Raw genomic sequence first — 18,158 nt, forward strand, 5'->3', positions numbered from 1 at the left:
CCCTATTACATATTCTCTATAAAAATGACAAGTCCTTTTCGAATATCCATATTAACCTTTTTTTTAAATGAAATTGTGAACATTTCTATTCTTTTTATATTTATGAACTACTATTCCTTCTTTTACAGAGAACGATTGCATTAGCCCCTTCATTATGCCATATTTCTTTGAAAAACGTAACATTATTCAATTGGTGTCTTATTTGGTGTACCTGGCTTTCTTGGGTACTTTTTCGGAGTAGATTTTTCCTTTTTGATAATTAAAATATTCCGTTCGCTTTCTTCTTGAGGGAGTGTAAAAGAATAAGATTGCTCAAGCTTGCCGCCTAAGACAGCAATCGCCTTTTTCCCAGCTTCTAATTCCTCTTTTGCACTTGCTCCCTTCATAGCTACAAAAGTCCCGCCGACTTTCACAAGCGGCAAGCATAGCTCACTAAGGACGGATAGCCGCGCCACAGCACGTGCAGTAACTACATCATAAGTTTCGCGATGCTCCTTTTTTTGGCCAAAAGTTTCTGCACGGTCATGGATAAATTGGACATTCTTTAAGCCCAATTGATTTGAAAGATGCTCTAAAAATCCGATTCGCTTATTTAATGAATCAACAATGGTAACCTGCAGTTCAGGAAAGGCAATTTTAATTGGCAAGCTTGGAAATCCTGCCCCCGCACCAACATCACAAATATGTATTGGCTGCCTAAAATCAAAATAAAAAGCAGCCGAAATCGAATCGTAAAAATGCTTTAAATAAACCTCATGCTTGTCCGTTATGGCCGTCAAGTTCATTTTTTCGTTCCATTCCACAAGCGTAGAATAATACGTTTCATATTGCTGAATCTGCTGAGGCGAAAGCAAAATCCCCTTCGCACTCAGCATTTCTATAAATTGGTCTAAATTCATCGCCTATTCCCTTTCCAAATGACTCACTTTATTCGTTTGATACTCTTGCAATTCTTCCCTGCTCGATATAAATCAATAAAATTGAAATATCTGCTGGATTTACACCAGAAATTCTTGAAGCTTGTGCAATGGATAGTGGCTGAACTTCTTTTAAATTATGCTTCGCTTCTGTAGCAAGTCCGTTAATGGCATCATAATCGATATTCTCGGGGATTTTCTTGTCTTCCATCTTTTTCAAACGTTCAACTTGCTGAAGGGATTTTTCAATATATCCCTCATATTTTATTTGAATTTCTGCTTGCTCTTCTACGTCAGGATCTAGCAGCTCTTCACTAGGAACAAGCCTTTGAATGTGCTCATAGGTCATTTCAGGGCGTTTTAAAAGATCAGAAGCCCGGATCCCATCCTTTAACTCACTTCCACCTAGACTATGAATTAATTCTTGAACTTCAGCAGTTGGCTTAATGATTGTTTTTTGTAGTCTTTTAATTTCCCCTTCAATCGATTCCTTTTTTGCTAAGAATTTTTGGTAACGTTCTTCTTTAATAAGCCCGATTGAATGGCCAAGCTCTGTTAAGCGTAAGTCAGCATTATCATGGCGCAGCAATAAACGGTATTCTGCACGTGAAGTAAGCAAGCGGTATGGTTCAGATGTCCCCTTTGTGATGAGGTCATCAATCATCACTCCAATATAAGCATCTGAGCGGCTTAAAATAAGCTCTTCTTTTCCAAGTGCTTTTAAACCCGCATTAATTCCAGCCATCAGACCTTGCCCTGCTGCTTCTTCATAACCTGACGTGCCATTGATTTGACCGGCTGTAAATAAATTTTTGACTTGCTTTGTTTCCAGTGTTGGCCATAACTGTGTTGGCACAATTGCATCATATTCAATAGCATAACCAGCACGCATCATTTGTGCATTTTCTAATCCAGGCACACTCCTAATTAGCCGATGCTGAACTTCCTCAGGCAAGCTCGTAGACAGACCTTGAACATATACTTCCTGTGTGTTTCTTCCTTCAGGCTCCAGGAAAATCTGATGACGAGGCTTATCATTGAAGCGTACAACCTTATCTTCAATGGATGGACAATAACGCGGTCCTTTTCCTTGAATCATTCCAGAGTACATTGGTGATCGATGAAGATTACTGTTGATAATTTGATGTGTTTCTTCACTCGTATACGTTAACCAGCAAGGTAGCTGATCCGTAATATACTTTGTTGTCTCGTATGAAAAAGCTCTCGGTGTTTCATCCCCAGGCTGAATTTCCGTTTTGCTATAATCAATCGTATGACTGTTTACTCGAGGTGGTGTTCCAGTTTTAAACCGGACTAAATCAAAGCCCAGCTCCTGAAGATGTTCAGAAAGCTTAATAGACGGCTGTTGATTGTTCGGACCGCTTGAATATTTCAATTCCCCTAAAATAATTTCTCCTCTTAGGAAAGTTCCTGTTGTAATAATAACTGTTTTAGACGTGTATACTGCTCCAGTTTGAGTTACCACACCTTTGCAAACACCATCTTCAACAATTAATCTTTCAACCATCCCTTGAATAAGTGTCAAGTTCTTTTCTTCTTCAAGAATTTTCTTCATTTCATGCTGATACATGAATTTATCAGCTTGTGCCCTTAAAGCACGGACAGCTGGTCCTTTTCCTGTATTCAGCATTCGCATTTGGATATGGGTTTTGTCGATTACCTTTCCCATTTCGCCGCCTAACGCGTCAATTTCCCGTACAACAATTCCTTTAGCCGGTCCGCCAACTGATGGATTACATGGCATAAAGGCAATCATATCTAAATTAATTGTTACAACTAACGTCTTTGCACCAAGACGTGCTGATGCAAGGCCAGCTTCACAGCCTGCATGACCTGCGCCGACAACGATGACATCATAATTTCCTGCTTCATATGGCATGATGCTGCCTCCTTTTTACTTCTTTTACTTTATCTATTTTCCTAAATATTGTAGCTAATTCACACATAAGGTAGAGGTTGATTTATTCTCCAGGCTGCTCGCTTTCCGCGGGGTGGGCGGCAAGCCCCTCCCCGGCACTTTTATGCCTGTAGTTCTCACCTGTCCCACTATTTCTGCTGGAGTCTCACACCTTCCACTCCAATTAACTAGCTTTTTCCAAACATAAAACATAAATCTATTATTACAATAACGATCTTTTAGAAATGGACTTTTATTTACCTAAACAAAATTGTGAAAACAGCTGGTCGATAAGACTCTCATGGACACTATCTCCTATAATTTCACCAAGTAATTCCCATGTTCTTGTTAAATCGATTTGGACAATATCAATAGGTGTCCCCATTTCAACTGCCTGTATCGCTTCTTCAATCGAATGTAAAGCTTGATTTAACAATGCAATATGCCGGGTATTGGAAACATAAGTTAAATCCCCCGCTTCAATGGAGCCTTCAAAAAATAATGAAGCGATCGCTTCCTCTAATTCATCTACGCCTCTATCTTCTAATAAAGAAGTAGCAACAAGCTTGTGATTTTTTGAAAGTTTATGGACTTGATCCATGTCTATCACTTGAGGCAAGTCTGTTTTATTAACAATGACGATAACATCCATGCCTTCCACTGCTTTGAATAAGTTTTCGTCTTCTTTTGTACATTCATCTGAATAATTAAGAACGAGTAAAATTAGATCTGCTTCTTTTAATACTTGCCTTGATCTTTCCACACCTATTCGTTCTACAATATCCTCTGTTTCACGAATCCCTGCAGTGTCTAATAATCGCAGCGGAACCCCACGTACATTGACATACTCCTCAATGACATCTCTTGTTGTACCAGGAATATCCGTAACAATTGCCTTATTTTCATGCACAAGACTGTTTAGCAATGAGGACTTCCCTACATTAGGACGGCCAACGATAACTGTAGAAAGGCCTTCCCTCAAAATTTTCCCCTGCTGGGAAGTACGGAGCAGCTTCTCAATCTCCTCCTTTACATAGGACCCCTTTTCTAACAGCATTCGATGTGACATTTCCTCCACATCATCATATTCAGGATAGTCAATGTTCACTTCTACATGAGCAAGTGTTTCTAATATTTCTTGACGAAGCTTTCGAATGAGCTTAGACAATCGCCCTTCCATTTGACCTAAAGCCAAATTCATCGCACGATCCGTTTTAGCACGAATTAAATCCATAACCGCTTCAGCTTGAGATAAATCAATCCGCCCGTTTAAAAATGCCCGTTTTGTAAATTCCCCAGGCTCAGCAAGTCTTGCTCCATTCGTTAACAGCAGCTGGAGCACCCGGTTAACAGAAACTAAGCCTCCATGGCAATTTATTTCAACTACATCCTCTTTCGTAAAGGTTTTTGGACCCTTCATCACGGATACCATTACTTCTTCCGCTACTTGTTCCGTTTTTGGATCAATAATTTGACCATAATGGATCGTATGAGAGGAGACTGTTTTTAACCTTTTTCCGCCTATTCCCTTGAATAATTTATCTGCAATAGCAATTGCCTGATCTCCACTTAATCGTACAATGGCAATGGCTCCTTCACCCATTGGTGTAGAAATAGCCGCAATTGTATCAAATTCCATTTAATAATCCACCTCACTTACTGCCTTACTAAAATCCGTTTATCCCAAATAAATAGAATAGCACATGCTTATTTTTAAGAAAAGAAGAGCGTACTTCTTATCTGCCAATTATCCACAAGTCTTGACTATTAAATTCTATATTCTTTTTATCCACATACATAAATTTTATTATGCTTTATTTTAACTTATCCACATGTGAATAACAATAAAACCATTTGATAATTCATTTTCCAGCGATATTCATACATAAAAATAAACATAAAAAAACTCCCAATCGATTGATTGGGAGTCAAGCTGCATTTTTCATTGTCTATTCCCTGCAGCTTTTCTATTTTAATGGTGAAATAACAAGATGACGATGCGGGTCATTTCCGCTTGAAAATGTTTTCACTCGCTTATTTTCTGCTAGAGCTGCATGAATTACTTTTCGTTCGTATGAAGGCATCGGTTCTAATGCGACATTTTGCCCTGTTCTTAACGCCTTTTGTGCTAAGCGTTCCGCTAATTGAGTAAGGGTATCATTACGTCTCTTTCGATAATCTTCTGCATCAAGCAAAACATTTATATATTGATCTGAGTAACGATTGATGACAAGTTGTGTTAAATATTGTAACGAGTTTAATGTTTGTCCCCTTTTTCCAATTAAAAGTGCAATTTTCTCTCCGGTCAAGATAAATTGGATATTGCGCCCTTCGCCCACAACTTCTATCGCAATTGGAGCACCCATTTTTTCACTAGTATCCAACAAGAACTTCTTTGCTTCCTCAATTGGATCTTGTTTCAAAACAGCTTTCACAATTGCTGGCCTTGCGCCAAAAATACCAAAAATACCCTTTTTTCCTTCATCAACAATCGTAATTTCTACGCGCTCTTGTGTCGTTTGTAATTGAGCGAGTGCTGACTTTACTGCTTCCTCGACTGTAGTCCCCGTAGCAGTTACTTGTTTCACTTTTTTGCTCCTCCTGCATTACCGGCTGCCTTCGCATTCTTAAGCTCCGGTCCTTTAATAAAATACGTTTGAACAATCATAAAGATATTTCCTACAACCCAGTATAATGAAAGAGCAGCTGGGAAGTTAATAGCAAAAACAATAATCATAATCGGCATTAGCCAAAGCATCATTGCCATTTGCGGATTTTGGTTCGCTGTTCCAGCCATCATCATCTTCTGCTGAATAAAAGTTGTTGCACCTGCAATTAATGGCAATAAATAAATTGGATCAGGGGCACCTAGATCAAACCATAGGAAATTATGGTCGGCAATTTCCCGCGTACGAGTAATTGCATGATAAAAGCCAATTAAGATCGGCATTTGGATTATTAATGGAAAACATCCTGCTAGCGGATTAACACCATGCTGCTGGAATAATGCCATTGTTTCCTGCTGCAGCTTTTGCTGTGTCTTTTGATCTTTCGAGCTGTATTTTTCTTTCAGTTTTTGCATTTCCGGTTGAATGGCCTGCATTGCTTTTGAGCTTTTCGTCTGTTTAATCATGAGCGGCAGCAAGAATAAGCGAATGATGATTGTAACTAGGATAATGGATAATCCAAAGCTGCCACCTGCAAATTCTGCTACTTTAATGATAAACAGTGAAAGCGGATACACTATGTACTCATTCCAAAAGCCTTCACTCTCTGAAGTAATTGGCTGTTTAATCTCCGTACACCCCGACAATAAAGCGATAACGAAAATTAAGCCGATTACCAGAAATAATCTTTTTTTCAAACGTTTTTTCCTCCTAACTGCTTAGAAAATAATTATATTTTATTTTTTTCCATGCATAAAACACAGACTTGTATATATTTTAACATTTTTACTAACTCATGTCTTTAAAATTACCAGCCATTAAAGCTCATCAGTTATTTTATTTGGTCGAAAATTCTGTTGTACATTATTGCCAGATTTTTGTTTTTTTAATACCCTGGAAAGCTTTAATACATGGATCAGACTTTTTTTTATGTCTTCTAATCCCATATCAGCGACAGGTTTTCTAGCGATAATAATATAATCAAATTGGCTATGTATTTCATTATCTAATTCGTGAAAGGCCTGGCGGATATATCTTTTTATCTGATTTCTCATGACCGCATTTCCTATTTTTTTACTAACTGAAAGACCAATTCGAAAATGTTCCTGCCCTGGCTTTTTTAACGAATAGACAATAAATTGGCGATTTGCAAATGACTTTCCTTTCTTAAAGGCCTCTTGAAACTCTTTATTTTTTTTTACACGATACTCTTTTTTCACCGTCATTTACACCACCTTTTATCCAATACAAATTTCTATGATTATGGAAAAAAAGACCACTGACGTTTCAGTGGTCTAAGCAGATAATACTTTTCTTCCTTTACTACGACGACGAGCAAGTACGTTACGTCCGCTAGGCGTACTCATACGACTACGGAATCCATGAACTTTGCTTCTTTTACGCTTACTTGGTTGGTAAGTTCTTTTCATTATATGACACCTCCCTGAGGAATAGCTGCTAAAGACAGTCTTAACTATTATAAAGATGCTACTAGAAATTTGTCAACTCCTGATTAAAGAAGTTGAAAATCTTTGTTTGAAATTTGAAAAGTTCTACTAGGAGAGTTTACCCTTTTTTCTCCTTTCTGTCACTCTTAAATTTATATTTTAATAAAGTAAATTTCTTCAAGAGAATATAGCTGCACTGCCTTGTGGATAATTTTTCGACATATTTTTCATTATCCACAACACATATTGACAGCTTTTTAACATAATCCTCCCATGTGGACAATTTTTATACCCAATATGTTATGCTTGTGGATAATATCTGAAAAACCGTTGCACCTCCTAGTATTATCTGTTATCATAATTGTGTTTTCACTCTTAACAATTATTGTGAATAACTCCTTTATCCACAGATTGTGGATATGTTGTGGACAGTTTATTCAAATGGTTTGTAAAACATTGTCCACAAGTAGTGGATATTGTCGAAACCCTACTTTTCTTCCTTATTATATATTTTTCCACAATTTAATTTCGATTGATTTTCATTTAATAGACTATACAAGGATGAAGAAGGACCCATAAACCACTAAATATAGGTTGTACAGCTTGTATAACCTATATTTTTAATGCAAAATTTAGCGGCTTTAAAAAAGGCAAAAGGAGGGACATTGGTTGGAGAATATATCGGATCTTTGGAATAATGCTCTTGCTAAGATCGAGAAGAAAATAAGCAAACCAAGTTATGAAACTTGGTTAAAATCAACTAAAGCTCACGCCCTTCAAGGCGATACTTTAGTCATTACTGTTCCAAATGATTTTGCCCGTGATTGGCTTGAAGAGCGTTACTCCAAACTGATCTCAGAAATTGTCTATGAAATAACTGGAGAAGAATTAGGAGTAAAGTTTATTATCCCGCAAAATCAAACAGAAAATGATATGGATTTTCCTAATCCCCCAAAAAGAGGGAAAAAGGAAGAAGATCAGCCCGAAATACCTTCTATTATGCTTAATCAAAAGAATACATTTGATACTTTTGTTATTGGTTCAGGTAACAGATTTGCACATGCTGCTTCTCTTGCTGTAGCTGAAGCACCGGCAAAAGCTTATAACCCTTTATTTATCTACGGTGGTGTAGGGCTAGGGAAGACACATCTAATGCACGCAATCGGACACTATGTTTTAGATCATAATCCGTCTGCTAAGGTTGTTTATTTATCATCGGAAAAATTTACCAACGAATTTATTAACTCCATTCGTGATAATAAAGCGATTGATTTCCGTAATAAGTATCGTAAGGTTGATGTTCTATTAATTGATGATATTCAATTTTTAGCTGGAAAAGAATCTACACAAGAGGAATTTTTCCATACTTTTAATACATTGCACGAAGAAAGCAAACAAATTGTCATTTCTAGTGATCGGCCTCCAAAGGAAATACCAACACTTGAAGACCGCCTTCGTTCCCGATTTGAGTGGGGTCTAATTACTGATATTACACCTCCAGATCTTGAAACAAGAATTGCTATTCTTCGCAAAAAGGCTAAAGCTGAAGGACTGGATATTCCCAATGAAGTAATGCTGTATATCGCTAATCAAATTGATTCTAATATCCGTGAATTAGAAGGAGCACTTATAAGAGTAGTGGCTTACTCCTCTTTAATAAATAAAGATATCAATGCTGATCTAGCCGCAGAAGCACTGAAAGATATCATTCCAAGCTCCAAGCCGAAGGTAATTACCATTCTCGATATTCAACGAGTTGTAGGGGAGCATTATAATGTGAAGCTTGAGGACTTTAAGGCAAAGAAAAGAACGAAATCAGTTGCTTTCCCTCGGCAAATTGCTATGTATCTATCAAGAGAATTAACGGATTTTTCACTGCCTAAAATTGGTGAAGAATTTGGAGGAAGAGATCATACGACTGTAATACATGCCCATGAGAAAATTTCTAAGCTTGTTCAAACAGATACTCAATTTCAGAAGCAACTGCGTGAAATTCATGAAATTCTAAAAGTATAATGTGAATAACTCTATTCCGCTTACACACAGTCTGTCCACATGTGGATAGGCTGTGTTTCCATTCGATAAACTGAGTTATCCACATATCAACAAGACCTACTAGTACTTCTATTATTTTTTTAAAAGAAAATATATACCTATACACCATAAAAAAAATTATATCGGAGGATTAAAAATAATGAGATTCATAATCCAACGGGATCGTTTAGTTCAAAGTGTTCAAGATGTTATGAAAGCTGTCACAAGCAGAACAACAATCCCTATTTTAACAGGGATCAAAATTGTTGCGACTACAGAAGGAGTGACATTAACTGGCAGTGATTCAGATATTTCAATTGAATCTTTTATCCCAAAAGAAGAAGATGGAAACGAAATTGCAGAAATTAAACAACCAGGAGCAATTGTTCTACAAGCAAAATTCTTTAGTGAGATTGTAAAAAAGTTGCCTACAGATACAGTTGAGATTCATGTTGAAAATCAATTGCAAACTGTTATTCGTTCAGGAAAGTCTGAATTTAAGCTAAACGGCTTGGATGCTGATGAATATCCACATTTGCCGCAAATTAAAGAAGAAAATATCTTTAAAATCCCAACAGATTTATTAAAAGCTATGATTAGACAAACCGTATTCTCAGTGTCCACCTCAGAAACACGCCCCATCTTGACAGGTGTAAACTGGAAGGTTGGAAATGGTGAATTAACCTGTGTTGCAACAGATAGCCATCGACTAGCATTGCGAAAAGCAAAAATTGAGACAGAAGCGGATGAAAGCTATAATGTAGTAATTCCAGGGAAAAGCTTAGGAGAGTTAAGTAAAATCCTAGATGACAACAATGATTTAATTGATATTGTTATTACGGAAAACCAAGTTTTATTTAAAGCAAAGAATCTCTTATTTTTCTCAAGATTATTAGAGGGCAATTATCCCGATACTTCAAAATTAATTCCGAATGAAAGCAAAACAAATATCGTCGTCAATACAAAGGAGTTCTTACATGCTATTGACCGTGCTTCCCTGCTTGCTAGAGAAGGAAGAAATAATGTTGTTAAATTTACAACTATTCAAGATGGAATCATTGAAATTTCTTCGAACACTCCTGAAATTGGTAATGTAGTTGAAGAACTTCAAAGCCAATCTATTGAAGGGGAGGAATTAAAAATTTCTTTCAGTGCTAAATTTATGATGGATGCATTAAAAACACTAGAAGGATCAGAAATTACGATAAGTTTTACAGGGGCGATGAGACCTTTTGTCATACGGCCAATCAATGATGATTCGATACTTCAATTAATTCTGCCAGTTCGAACATATTAAAATATAATTAAAAGCTGCTCGTGCGTTTGCGGGTAGCTTTTTATTTTAATTATGTTACCTTTGAATATTAATCAGTTATTTAGTAGAATAAAGTATTAGAAGCTATTTTTAGATGCAGAAAGAGTGAAATGATGACGAAAATAAAAATTAGTACTGAATATATTGCCTTAGGGCAATTCCTGAAGGCTGCGGATGTAATCCAAACAGGTGGAATGGCGAAGTGGTTTTTAAGTGAATATGATGTTTTCGTTAATGGAGAGCAGGATCAAAGAAGAGGAAGAAAGCTTCGTAAAGGAGATAAAATCGAGATACCTGATTATGGTTCCTTTGAGATTATTTAACAATTTATTCCTCGAAAAAATTTCAACATTAAGCAAAAAGCAATTGACTGAAGCTTTAAATAGCTAAAAGGATGTAGCGTCTATGCATATAGAGCAATTACTTTTGAAAAATTATCGTAATTATGAAGAGTTAGAGGTACACTTCGAAAATAAAGTGAATGTGATATTAGGCGAGAATGCGCAAGGGAAAACAAATGTGATGGAATCCATCTATGTATTAGCCATGGCAAAGTCTCATCGAACATCAAATGATAAAGATCTTATACGCTGGGATCAAGAATATGCTAAAATAGAAGGACGGATACAAAAAAACTATGGTTCATTGCCAATGCAATTGATCATTTCCAAAAAGGGGAAAAAGGCTAAATGCAACCATATTGAACAGAAAAAGTTAAGTCAGTATGTTGGAAATATGAACGTTGTCATGTTTGCTCCCGAAGACCTTCATCTTGTAAAAGGCAGTCCGCAAGTAAGACGCCGTTTTATTGATATGGAAATTGGCCAAGTGTCCCCCGTTTATTTACATGATATCAGCCAATACCAAAAAACATTACAACAGCGTAATCACTATTTAAAACAGATGCAAATAAAGAAACAATCCGATCATACGATGCTTGAAATTTTGACAGAGCAGTTTATTCAGATAGCTGTGAAGATTGTATCTAAGCGTTTTGAATTTTTGAGGATGCTTGAAAAATGGGCGCTGCCCATTCATGAGGGCATATCTAGAGGACTTGAAACGCTGAAAATAGAGTACAAGCCGTCAGCAGATGTATCAGAACAGCAAGAATTGTCGAAAATGATAAATGTATATGAGGAAAAATTTGCTAAAATGAAAAATAGAGAGATAGAACGCGGAACTACTTTATTTGGACCACATCGGGATGATCTTCTTTTTTATGTGAATGGCCGGGATGTTCAAACATTTGGGTCACAGGGGCAGCAAAGGACAACCGCTTTATCTGTTAAGCTGGCAGAGATTGAACTCATTCATTCAGAAATTGGTGAGTATCCGATTCTTCTTCTTGACGACGTTCTTTCTGAATTGGATGACTACCGTCAATCCCATTTATTAAATACAATACAAGGGAAAGTACAAACCTTTGTAACAACAACGAGTGTCGATGGAATTGATCACCAAACATTAAAAGAGGCAGCTGCATTTAATGTTAAAGCTGGCGGTATAACTAAGATTCAATGAGGTGAGTGTTTGTATATCCATGTCGGAGAAGATATTTTAGTTCGTTCAAGGGATATCATTGCGATTTTAGATAAAGAAAGTGTTAACTCTTCTAAGTATATAGAAGAGTTTTTAGAATGCCAGAATGACTCTGTTGTAAACCTTGCTAAAGGGTCTTTTAAATCAGTAGTTATCACTTCAAAGAAAGTCTATTTTTCCCCACTGGCTTCAGGAACATTGAAAAAACGCACGCAATATTCAGTTACCCACGATTACTAAATAATGAGAAGCTAGTAATAAAAATAACCTGACATTAAACGTCAGCTTTTATATAGATGATTGATTTGTAAGTTATGCATAATGAAAGTGTAGGTGATCGATGTGTCAATAGAGCAAAAGGCTGCACAGGAACAGTCCTATGATGCGAATCAGATACAGGTGTTAGAAGGTCTTGAAGCAGTAAGGAAGCGTCCTGGAATGTATATTGGTTCTACAAGTGCTAAAGGTCTTCATCACCTTGTATGGGAGATTGTTGATAATAGTATTGACGAAGCATTAGCCGGATATTGTTCAGAAATTAATGTGTGCATCGAAAAGGATAATAGTATAACCGTAACGGATAATGGCCGTGGGATTCCTGTAGGTATTCATGAAAAAATGGGTCGCCCAGCTGTTGAAGTTATTATGACCGTTCTGCATGCTGGAGGGAAATTTGGCGGCGGCGGATACAAAGTTTCAGGTGGTTTACATGGCGTTGGTGCATCAGTAGTTAACGCGCTATCCACGGAACTGGAAGTGTATGTCCACCGTGATGGCAAGATTCATTATATAAAGTTTGAACGAGGAGTTCCTTGTGCGGATCTTAAAGTAATTGGTGAAACAGATCATACTGGGACAATTACTCACTTTACACCAGATAGTGAAATCTTCACGGAAACAACTGAATATGATTATGACACACTTGCTAATCGTATTCGTGAGCTCGCTTTCTTAAATCGTGGATTAAAGATTACGATTGAAGATAAGCGTGAAGAAAATAAGAAAAATGAATATATGTATGAAGGTGGAATTAAGTCATACGTTGAACATTTGAATCGTACGAAGGATGTTATACATGAAGAGCCGATTTATATTGAAGGGGATCGTGACGGTATAAATGTTGAGGTTTCCATGCAGTATAATGACGGTTTCACTGGAAATATCCATTCCTTTGCTAATAACATCAACACGTATGAAGGCGGAACGCATGAAGTAGGGTTTAAAACGGCGTTAACCCGAGTTATTAATGACTACGCTAGAAAAAATGGGATATTTAAAGAAAATGATGCGAATCTTTCTGGAGAAGATGTACGTGAAGGATTAACTGCAATTGTCTCTATAAAGCATCCTGACCCACAATTTGAAGGACAAACAAAAACTAAGCTTGGAAATTCTGAAGTTAGAGCAATTACAGATACTATTTTTTCAGAAACACTTGAAAAGTTTCTATTAGAAAATCCATCAGTTGCCAGAAAAATTGTGGAAAAGGGCCTTATGGCAGCACGTGCAAGACTTGCAGCGAAAAAGGCACGTGAATTAACGAGAAGAAAGAGTGCGCTTGAAGTATCAAGCTTGCCTGGGAAATTGGCAGATTGCTCTTCTAAAGATGCTTCTATATCTGAACTTTATATCGTTGAGGGTGATTCAGCTGGCGGTTCAGCGAAGCAGGGGCGAGATCGTCACTTCCAAGCAATCCTCCCGTTAAGAGGGAAAATCCTAAACGTGGAAAAAGCAAGATTGGATCGTATTCTTTCAAATAATGAAGTAAGAGCGATGATTACAGCTGCAGGAACCGGTATTGGTGAAGATTTCGATATTTCTAAAGCGAGATATCATAAAATTATCATTATGACTGATGCGGATGTCGATGGTGCCCATATCCGAACTTTATTATTAACCTTCTTTTACCGATATTTAAGACAAATTATCGAAGCTGGATATATTTACATTGCTCAGCCGCCGTTATATAAGGTGCAGCAAGGGAAGAAAATTGAATATGCATACAATGATCGTCAGCTAGAGGAAATCATGAGTAGATTGCCAAGTCAGCCAAAGCCAAATGTACAGCGGTATAAAGGACTGGGTGAAATGAATCCTGGGCAGCTTTGGGAGACAACAATGAATCCTGAAACTAGAACGTTATTGCAAGTGAATCTGGAAGATGCAATTGAAGCTGATGAGACCTTTGAAATATTAATGGGCGATAAAGTTGAACCACGACGTAATTTTATAGAAGAAAATGCACTATATGTAAAAAATCTAGATATATAATAGGATGCCAGGATAGACATAGGATTATTCTATCCTGGTTTTACATAGAAAAGCGAAGGCGACTGCCCAGCTCCGACAAGCATAAGATGAGCTAGCTGGAAGGTTGTTCTTTAACCTTCTAGCTAGATTGGCTTATGACCTCGAGGAGCTAGAAGCCGCAGCTAGACAATAGAAAAGCGAAGGCGAGTCGCCTAATGATAAGCATGTATACATGCTGGAAGTTTCACTTATAAGGGAGGTTCTTTAAATGGCCGAAACTCCAAAGTCTCAGGTAAAAGAAAGAAATATAAGCACAGAAATGCGTGAGTCATTTCTTGATTATGCGATGAGTGTTATTGTATCTCGTGCATTACCAGATGTTCGAGACGGTTTAAAGCCTGTTCACCGTCGTATTCTATATGCCATGCATGACCTTGGTATGCACTCGGATAAGCCGTACAAAAAGTCAGCTCGTATCGTTGGGGATGTTATCGGTAAATACCATCCTCATGGCGATTCAGCGGTATATGAAACAATGGTCCGGATGGCACAGGATTTTAACTATCGTTATATGCTCGTAGATGGACATGGAAACTTTGGTTCTATTGATGGGGACTCTGCAGCAGCAATGCGTTATACAGAAGCCCGGATGTCAAAAATTTCAATGGAGCTTCTGCGGGATATTAATAAAGATACAATTGATTATCAAGATAACTATGATGGGGAAGAAAAAGAGCCAGTTGTTCTTCCTGCACGTTTTCCTAATTTATTAGTTAATGGTACGTCAGGAATTGCGGTAGGTATGGCAACAAATATTCCACCACATCAGCTTGGAGAAGTAATTGATGGTGTCTTAGCAATAAGTAGGGACCCTGAAATGACTATTCAAGAGTTAATGGATATTATTCCAGGGCCAGACTTTCCAACTGCTGGTCTTATTTTAGGACGCAGCGGGATTCGTAAAGCTTATGAAACTGGACGAGGCTCTATTACTTTAAGAGCAAAGGTAGAAATTGAACAAAAGCCAAGTGGCAAGGAAGTAATTATTGTCAATGAAATTCCTTATCAGGTGAACAAGGCGAAATTGATAGAAAGAATTGCTGAGCTTGTCAGGGATAAAAAAATTGATGGCATTACTGACCTTCGAGATGAATCAGATCGCGAGGGTATGAGAATTGTTATTGAGGTTCGTAAAGATGCAAATGCTAACGTTTTATTGAATAATTTATATAAGCAGACAGCTTTGCAAACAAGTTTTGGTATAAATTTACTTGCTTTGGTTGATGGGGAACCTAAGGTTTTAAACTTAAAGCAATGTTTAGTTTATTACTTAAATCATCAAAAGGTTGTTATTCGCCGCAGAACAGAGTTTGAGTTAAGAAAAGCAGAAGCTCGTGCTCACATTCTAGAAGGTTTGCGTACAGCACTAGATCATTTAGATGAAGTCATTGCATTAATCCGCAGCTCTCAAACAACAGATATCGCGCGTGAAGGATTAATGACAAAGTTTAATCTATCCGAAAAGCAAGCACAGGCTATTCTTGATATGCGTCTTCAGCGTCTGACAGGATTAGAACGTGAAAAAATTGAAGAAGAGTATGCCAACCTAGTCAAACTAATTGGTGAGCTTAAAGCTATTTTAGCGGATGAAGAAAAACTTTTAGATATTATCCGTGAAGAATTAAGTGAAATTAAGGAACGATTTAATGATGAGCGCCGCACGGAAATTGTTTCGGGCGGAATTGAGCAAATTGAAGATGAAGACCTTATTCCGCGTGAGAATATTGCTATTACTTTGACTCATAAAGGGTATATTAAGCGGCTGCCTGTATCGACTTATCGTTCTCAAAAGCGCGGAGGCCGCGGAATTCAGGGAATGGGAACAAATGAAGACGATTTTGTCGAGCATTTAATTACTACTTGCACCCATGATACGATACTTTTCTTTACCAATAAGGGAAAGGTTTATCGTTCAAAAGGGTATGAGATTCCTGAATTCAGCAGAACAGCTAAAGGGATACCGATCATAAATCTTCTTGGAATTGAGAAGGATGAATGGGTGAATGCGATCATCCCAGTGGAAGAATTTGTTGATGACTGGTTCTTATTCTTTACAACAAAAATGGGGATTTCCAAGCGTTCCCCTTTAAGCTCGTTCGCTCATATTAGAAATAATGGATTAATAGCCTTAAATTTAAGAGAAGACGATGAATTAATTTCTGTTCGCTTAACAGATGGCAATAAAGAAATTATTATTGGAACAAGCAATGGATTGCTTATTCGATTCCCAGAAACGGATGTTCGTTCAATGGGGCGTACAGCCACAGGTGTGAAGGGAATTAGTTTAAATGGCGATGATGAAGTTGTAGGAATGGAAGTTTTAGAAGAAAAGTCTCAAATATTAATTGTGACGAAAAATGGTTATGGCAAACGTACACCTTCTGAAGAATATCGAGTTCAAGGAAGAGGCGGAAAAGGAATCAAGACGTGTAATATAACCGAGAAAAACGGCAATCTTGTATCCATGCGGGCTGTAACTGGAGAAGAAGACTTAATGTTAATTACAACTGGCGGAGTCCTTATTCGTATGGCAGTAAGTGATATTTCAACAATGGGTCGTAATACCCAAGGGGTAAGATTGATCCGTTTAGATGAAAGTCAGAATGAATTTGTTGCTACTGTTACGAAGGTTGAAAAAGATGAGGATAAGTCGGAAGAAGAATTAACAAGACCGTTTGAAAGTGCTGATCCACACCTTGAAGATGATGGCGATAATGAGCAGGAGTAATAATAAGAAAGAGGGACACAATTTAGTGTTCCTCTTTTTTATTAAAATGGAGTAGAATAGTATTAAGGACTCATGACATTTGAGGTGTAAAGAAATGCGAGTAAATATAATTGAACTTCAAGAAGGGTGTATTTTAACAGAAGATATATATAGTCTGACTAATCGCCCAATCATTAGTAAAAAGACGATTATTACGAATGAATTAATAGAAATATTAAAGGCCTTTTTAATTAGAGAAGTTGATGTAGACAAATTGATGGTTAATGGCTCTCCATTTCTTCCGAAGGAAATTCTGGATGATGACGGAAATGAGCAAAAAGGTGTCCCATCTCTATCAGATGCGAGATTAGAAGATGCGTTTTTAATTGGTGTCCGGGATTATAAGAAAGAATTTAAAAATTGGCAAGCGGGTCTTCCTATTGATATTTCTAAAATTAGAAATATCATGATTCCACTCGTAGAAAAGTCAGATATAACTCCATCTGAACTATTCACCTTACACCATCTATCAACACAGGATGAGTATTTATTTCAACATGCGGTTGCCGTTGGGTTAATAAGTGCGTTTATAGGAAAAAAACTAAAAATGAATAAAGGTGAACTTGTTCAGCTTGCTATTGGAGGATGTTTATCTGACGCTGGAATGGCAAAAATTAAACCCGCTATATTAAATAAGACAGCTGCATTAACCAAACAGGAATTTGATGAAATGAAAAAGCATACGACTTATTCGTATAAAATGGTGCAAAATATCTCTCTTTTAAGGGAAAGTACAAAAATTGGCATCCTGCAGCATCATGAAAGATTAGATGGCAGCGGGTATCCTCTAGGAGAGAAAAATAATAAAATTAATATTTTTGCTAAAATTATTGGTGTTGCTGATACGTTCCATGCTATGACATGCAGCCGTTTATACAGACGGAAACAATCGCCGTTTAGAGTGTTAGAAATGATGCTTCAAGATATGTTTGGTAAATATGATATAACTGCAATGCAGGCCATTGGATCAGGAATAATGACCTTTTCAATCGGGAGCCGTGTAAAACTATCAGATGATCGAGTAGCAGAAATTTTATTCATAGAAGAAAAGTCTCCGACTAGACCGCTTGTGAAAATTTGCAATACGGATGAGATTATCCATTTGGAAAAAAATCGTCAGTTATTTATTGAGGAAGTACTTAAGTAGACCGTATATTACGGTCTACTCAGACTGTAGACAAACTCGATGAAAATCGAGTTTGCCTACAGTCTTTTTTGTTTTAAAATAGAAATAGAACAAT

At 37.2% G+C, this 18,158-nt stretch carries 15 protein-coding genes; 8 read left to right on the forward strand and 7 right to left on the reverse strand.

Annotated elements, in window-relative coordinates:
• Positions 1 to 182 precede the first annotated feature (182 nt).
• The 7 genes from rsmG to rpmH form a co-directional block, all read right to left on the reverse strand.
• Positions 183 to 899, reverse strand: a complete 717-nt coding sequence (gene rsmG / locus ASU02_RS24320) for a 16S rRNA (guanine(527)-N(7))-methyltransferase RsmG (protein ID WP_057768012.1) — start codon at positions 897 to 899, stop codon at positions 183 to 185.
• Between the two features lie 28 nt (positions 900 to 927).
• Positions 928 to 2,817: a tRNA uridine-5-carboxymethylaminomethyl(34) synthesis enzyme MnmG gene (gene mnmG, locus ASU02_RS24325; RefSeq protein WP_057768013.1), complete on the reverse strand. Its 1,890-nt coding sequence runs from the start codon at positions 2,815 to 2,817 to the stop codon at positions 928 to 930.
• A gap of 271 nt (positions 2,818 to 3,088) precedes the next feature.
• Positions 3,089 to 4,474, reverse strand: a complete 1,386-nt coding sequence (gene mnmE, locus ASU02_RS24330; protein WP_057768014.1) for a tRNA uridine-5-carboxymethylaminomethyl(34) synthesis GTPase MnmE — start codon at positions 4,472 to 4,474, stop codon at positions 3,089 to 3,091.
• Between the two features lie 328 nt (positions 4,475 to 4,802).
• Positions 4,803 to 5,423, reverse strand: coding sequence for an RNA-binding cell elongation regulator Jag/EloR (jag, locus tag ASU02_RS24335; RefSeq protein WP_057768015.1), 621 nt, complete (start codon positions 5,421 to 5,423; stop codon positions 4,803 to 4,805).
• The gene (gene spoIIIJ / locus ASU02_RS24340) at positions 5,420 to 6,199 is read right to left on the reverse strand and encodes a YidC family membrane integrase SpoIIIJ (RefSeq protein WP_057768016.1); all 780 of its coding nucleotides are present in this window, start codon (positions 6,197 to 6,199) and stop codon (positions 5,420 to 5,422) included. The genes jag and spoIIIJ overlap by 4 nt, the downstream gene beginning before the upstream one ends.
• A gap of 120 nt (positions 6,200 to 6,319) precedes the next feature.
• Positions 6,320 to 6,721 (reverse strand): ribonuclease P protein component, encoded by a 402-nt coding sequence (gene rnpA, locus ASU02_RS24345; RefSeq protein ID WP_057768024.1) that lies wholly within the window; start codon positions 6,719 to 6,721, stop codon positions 6,320 to 6,322.
• Positions 6,722 to 6,796: 75 nt separating this feature from the next.
• Positions 6,797 to 6,931, reverse strand: a complete 135-nt coding sequence (rpmH, locus tag ASU02_RS26165) for a 50S ribosomal protein L34 (RefSeq protein WP_082631926.1) — start codon at positions 6,929 to 6,931, stop codon at positions 6,797 to 6,799.
• Between the two features lie 687 nt (positions 6,932 to 7,618).
• On the opposite strand from rpmH, the gene dnaA reads away from it, so the two are divergent.
• From dnaA to ASU02_RS24385, 8 genes are all read left to right on the forward strand, one after another.
• Positions 7,619 to 8,965, forward strand: coding sequence for a chromosomal replication initiator protein DnaA (gene dnaA, locus ASU02_RS24350; RefSeq protein ID WP_057768017.1), 1,347 nt, complete (start codon positions 7,619 to 7,621; stop codon positions 8,963 to 8,965).
• 178 nt (positions 8,966 to 9,143) lie between these two features.
• The gene (gene dnaN, locus ASU02_RS24355) at positions 9,144 to 10,280 is read left to right on the forward strand and encodes a DNA polymerase III subunit beta (RefSeq protein ID WP_057768018.1); all 1,137 of its coding nucleotides are present in this window, start codon (positions 9,144 to 9,146) and stop codon (positions 10,278 to 10,280) included.
• A gap of 128 nt (positions 10,281 to 10,408) precedes the next feature.
• Positions 10,409 to 10,621 (forward strand): S4 domain-containing protein YaaA, encoded by a 213-nt coding sequence (gene yaaA / locus ASU02_RS24360; protein ID WP_057768019.1) that lies wholly within the window; start codon positions 10,409 to 10,411, stop codon positions 10,619 to 10,621.
• A gap of 82 nt (positions 10,622 to 10,703) precedes the next feature.
• Positions 10,704 to 11,822 (forward strand): DNA replication/repair protein RecF, encoded by a 1,119-nt coding sequence (recF, locus tag ASU02_RS24365; protein ID WP_057768020.1) that lies wholly within the window; start codon positions 10,704 to 10,706, stop codon positions 11,820 to 11,822.
• Between the two features lie 9 nt (positions 11,823 to 11,831).
• On the forward strand, positions 11,832 to 12,080 hold the full coding sequence (gene remB / locus ASU02_RS24370) for an extracellular matrix regulator RemB (protein WP_057768021.1): 249 nt from the start codon (positions 11,832 to 11,834) through the stop codon (positions 12,078 to 12,080).
• Positions 12,081 to 12,188: 108 nt separating this feature from the next.
• Positions 12,189 to 14,111, forward strand: coding sequence for a DNA topoisomerase (ATP-hydrolyzing) subunit B (gene gyrB / locus ASU02_RS24375; RefSeq protein ID WP_057768025.1), 1,923 nt, complete (start codon positions 12,189 to 12,191; stop codon positions 14,109 to 14,111).
• 247 nt (positions 14,112 to 14,358) lie between these two features.
• Entirely contained in the window at positions 14,359 to 16,878 is a 2,520-nt protein-coding gene (gene gyrA, locus ASU02_RS24380; RefSeq protein ID WP_057768022.1) for a DNA gyrase subunit A, read from the forward strand.
• 94 nt (positions 16,879 to 16,972) lie between these two features.
• Complete coding sequence (locus ASU02_RS24385; RefSeq protein WP_057768023.1) at positions 16,973 to 18,064, forward strand: HD-GYP domain-containing protein; 1,092 nt, start codon at positions 16,973 to 16,975, stop codon at positions 18,062 to 18,064.
• The last annotated feature ends 94 nt before the right edge of the window (positions 18,065 to 18,158 follow it).

The sequence above is a fragment of the Cytobacillus praedii genome (genome assembly GCF_001439605.1).
GTDB classification, from domain to species: Bacteria; Bacillota; Bacilli; order Bacillales; family Cytobacillaceae; genus Cytobacillus; species Cytobacillus praedii.